The following is a 4,144-nucleotide window of genomic DNA, read 5'->3' as shown; positions in this document are numbered from 1 at the left end:
TACCGGTGCCGGGCTCTCCTTCCAGAAGTACTCCGCGTTTAGGGGGAATGCCCAGCTCTTCCCAAAGTTTTATATTATTTATGAACCCAACTGTATTTTTGCGCAATTCTTTTTTGATTTCTTCATCTATAACAACATCATCCCAAGGCTTTTCTTTCAGGCATACCATCTTAATACCGCTTCGTAATTCAAGCCTTTTCCCGCGGTAAAAGTTATTATTTTTGGCATATTCTTCAATTTCTTCTGCCAGCCTGGTAATCACGGCTTCATTTTCCTTCGTGCTTTCCAGTGTCGCAACATTCAGGCCGCTATAATCTATGCTAACTGACAGCACGATTTTAACCCTGTCAATCTCAGCAAGAATTCTGCCATCTGCAAGGATGTTTTGCTTTTCGGTGTAATCTGTATTTACCTCTGTATAAATCGGCTCTGTGGAAAAATAGCCAATCACTCTTTTGATTTCCGCCCCCTTTAATTTAAGGACAGAATCAACAGCCCACGCCAGGAGCTCTCCGTAATAACGGGGGAATACAATCGCCTCCTGTGCCCTGTTATCGTCGTCAAGGAATCCGTCAACAATGCCCTTGGCTCTTTTTTCCATACGTTCGAAAATGCTGCCTAAAAATCCCGTTTCGTTTCCATCTTCTAAAACGCTTTCCATTGCCGGTTCAACCGTGCCTCTTAACATAGAACTCTCCTTTTATATGTCATTGAAAATTAATCAGCCCTGCTGCGTTTGCATGAAATTAGTAGTTTGAGATCCGGTTTGTTGCCGGGTGTAAAAAATAATAGAGGAAGAGCAGAAGTGGCAAAGGCAGTAAGCCTCTGCAATATTTGAAATTATACAGGAGTTGTGTGACAGGGTTTGTCAAAAAAGTTGAAGATGTTAAAGAAATTATTTTTCCAGGGAAGACGGCAGTAAAACATGTCTTCCCTGAGGTTATTTGCGGGCTATGCGGCCCGGCCCCTCAGGGATATAAATAAGGGAGAATCCTCAAAGAGGGCGTCATCCCCTGCCGAAAAACCGCCCCCGCAACACTGGCCGTTGGTTTCAAGAAATGCACGTCAAAAATAAACTAAGGCGTGCCCGAGTGTAATCTTGGGCACGCCTTATGCGCTCTTTCATCTGCGCTTAGGAGGGCAGAATTTTTCCCTAAGGAAGGCGGTACTTTAAAACCGTAAGTATCTTTTCTCTGTTTATGCTTTAGAAGATACGGGCTTCAAAATCAGAGTAAAATATCCGTCTCCCTCGGATGTCTCAACCTCAAACCCGCTGTTTTTGCCAAGGCGGGCTACGTTCTGAGCGGCGGCTTGTGTATCTGCAAGCACTTTTAATACCTTACCGGGGTTAGCTTCCATTGCTTTTTTAGTTTTTACCACCGGAACAGGGCAGGAATAGCCTCTCACATCAACTTCGACCATTTTATTTTTGGCTCCTTTTATTTAAACTTTTCGCATTGTAAAACCAATTGTGATGCTGAATACCCATCCAATGGCAACAGCGGCAATACTCCAGGTGTTTACGCCGGAAGCGCTGGCTGCAATGGCAAAGTTGTGGGCAATCGCCGCACCGAAAATATATCCAAGTACCGTTATACCGGCGTCCGTATCACCTTCTCCGGAAAGTACAAGGTTTCTGAGCGGGCAACCACCCATTTGTGTAGCGGCCACACCTACAAGCCCCATACCTAAGAAGTTCCAGAGGTGGTCAGTGTGAGAAATCGGCTGGTTTTCAAACCCCCAATGGTAAATACCGCTCGCACCAAAATTACCAACTATATAGTTTGTAACAAGTGCCGCTACGAAAAATGCAATTATTCCGCTTACCAGATGGAAATCTTTAACCAGAATAACATCCCGCCATGCTCCAACTGAGCAATAACGTGTTCGTTGTGCTCCAAAGCCAACAAAGAGTCCGATTACCAGTGCCAGCCCTAATGGCATAAATAAGGAGCCGGGGCCGGATTCACTTTGGAAGATAAAAGCCGGAGCAGCTATTGCCAGAACCAGTAAAAATACCATTACAAGAGGCATAATCGTGCCGGCTGTTTTCGATGCCGGTTGGGCCCTGCCAAGATTGAACCCTCTTTTCAGGAAGAAAACGCCGACGATAATTCCGAATATCAGGCCGGCAAGTGCTGTGAGCCCATTGAGGTCACCGCCCGCCAGGCGGAGCAGCATCCTGATCGGGCAGCCCAAAAATACAAGAGCGCCAATCATAACGAACATACCTAAAAAGAAGCGTATTATGGGTGAGGCGCCGCCTCTTGGGCGCCATTCGCGGAAGGCGAGTGCCGTAATAAGGGCTCCCAATGTAAAACCGATTACCTCTGGCCGGATGTATTGCACAACACCAGCCCGATGTAACCCCAGCGCACCGGTTATGTCTCTCAGGAAGCAGGCAACACATATCCCCATATTAGGCGGGTTGCCCCAGTTGACAGCCAGCGCGCCAAGAGTGCCGAAGGCAAGGCCGAAAAGAATTATCCATTTCTTGGAACGCAAACCAGAGAAAAACTTCACATAAACCTCCTTTTCAGTTTATATATTTAGTTTGGTTGCAGCAATAATAACATAAGAAAAGTAAAAGTGCAATATAAAAACACCTTATAAAACACTAATAAATAATTAAATTGAAAACACTAGCCGGAAGCACAAAGTGGAACGGTCAGAAGACTGGAAATGTAAGTAAAATACAGGTGGGTTTTTATGTATTATTCTACAGAAATAATATAGTGGTATTCCGGCTGGCCGCCATTTACAGTGCCGGCTGAAACGTGCGGAAAAGCTTTAGCTATTTTAGCAGTAATGCGGTCAGCTTCAGCTTCTTTTATGTCTTTCCCGTAATAAACGGTAATTATGCGGCAGTTTTCGGTGTTAATCATGTCAAGCAGGGCAAAAATAACATCGGCAGGCTTTTCAGCTACTGCTTTAAGCTTGCCGTCCAGCAACCCGATAATCTGCCCTGGTTTAATCTCCAACCCGTTAACACGCGCCGCTCGTGTTGAACGCGTGACCTCGATTGATTTAACGGTGTTAAAATTCTCTGCCATCATGCGGAGGTTAGTCTCGTAATCGGCCTCTGTCATATATTCAATCATGGCGGCAATTCCCTGCGGTATGGTTTTGGTCGGGATAACGGAAACGTGTTTTTCAGTAAGCGTTTGTGCCAGTTTGGCGGTGGTGACAACGTTCTTGTTGTTTGGGAGGATTATAATAGAATTTGAGCTGACTCTCTCGATTGTATTCAGGATGTCTGTGGTTGAAGGGTTCATGGTTTGTCCGCCGGGAACAATCGCGGCTGCCCCGAGGTCGGCAAAGGCATTCACCAGTCCGGTGCCGTTAACTACTGCTATAACCGCAGTCTCAAGGCTCGTGCCTCTTTTTACCAGAAGATAGTCCTGGTGCTGTTCGTCCATAGAGCAGATATCAATATCGGTAACCGTGCCAAATAAACGTGCCTGCTCTATAACTGAATCTGTGTCATGAGCATGGATGTGGACGCGCACAAGATTCGGGTCCCCTGCAACGATTAGCGATTCACCAAGGTCTTTAAGCGAGGCTCTTATCTTTTTTGTGGCAAGGTTTGCGCCTTTAATCATAAACTGGGTACAAAAACCATAATGTTCTTCGTCCAGATAAAATTCGCTTGTCGATGTAATCAGTGGTTTCTGGCGGCACAGCACCTCCGGCATTTTCCCGTCTCTTTGTTCTTTAATGTAAAGCAGTGCCCCTTCCAGGATAGTAAACAGCCCGTGCCCGCCGGCATCCACTACGCCGGCTTCTTTTAATACCGGAAGCAGGTTAGGCGTATTCATAACAGAAGCTCGGGAAGCATTGGTAGCGGCAGCCAGTACCGATGTTGCTGTGGCATCCCTGTTTTGGGCCGCTTTTTCGGCCGCAGTTGCCGCATCGCGTATAACGCTGAGAATCGTGCCTTCTTCCGGGTCGCTAAGCGCCGCATAGGCGTCATCCGCCGCACTTTGCAGTGCCCGGGCCAATGCGCGCGCACCAACAACTTCCTCTTTTGACAGCTCACGGGCAAGCCCGCGGAAGATCTGGGAAAGTATCACGCCGCTGTTGCCGCGGGCGCCCATCAGCGCGCCTTTGTCCATGGCAGTAATAAAAGAAGAAACAGGACCGC

Annotated in this window: 4 protein-coding genes; all 4 read right to left on the bottom strand. The window is 47.0% G+C overall.

Annotated elements, in window-relative coordinates; translation table 11 throughout:
- On the bottom strand, positions 1 to 688 hold a 688-nt coding region (locus tag WC958_06270), incomplete at its 3' end, for a hypothetical protein (protein MFA5629826.1).
- 509 nt (positions 689 to 1,197) lie between these two features.
- Positions 1,198 to 1,422 carry a sulfurtransferase TusA family protein gene (locus tag WC958_06265; GenBank protein MFA5629825.1) on the bottom strand — a complete coding sequence of 75 codons (225 nt, stop codon included), beginning with the start codon at positions 1,420 to 1,422 and terminating at the stop codon, positions 1,198 to 1,200.
- A 21-nt stretch (positions 1,423 to 1,443) separates the two neighbouring features.
- The gene (yedE, locus tag WC958_06260) at positions 1,444 to 2,523 is read right to left on the bottom strand and encodes a YedE family putative selenium transporter (GenBank protein MFA5629824.1); all 1,080 of its coding nucleotides are present in this window, start codon (positions 2,521 to 2,523) and stop codon (positions 1,444 to 1,446) included.
- A 191-nt stretch (positions 2,524 to 2,714) separates the two neighbouring features.
- Positions 2,715 to 4,144 (bottom strand): DAK2 domain-containing protein (locus WC958_06255; GenBank protein MFA5629823.1); only part of this gene is annotated, 1,430 nt, incomplete at its 5' end.

Source organism: Dehalococcoidales bacterium (assembly GCA_041656115.1).
Classification (GTDB): Bacteria; Chloroflexota; Dehalococcoidia; order Dehalococcoidales; family UBA5627; genus UBA5627.
The sequence above is the reverse complement of the archived record's forward strand: the minus strand, read 5'-3'. Positions and strand labels throughout refer to the sequence as shown.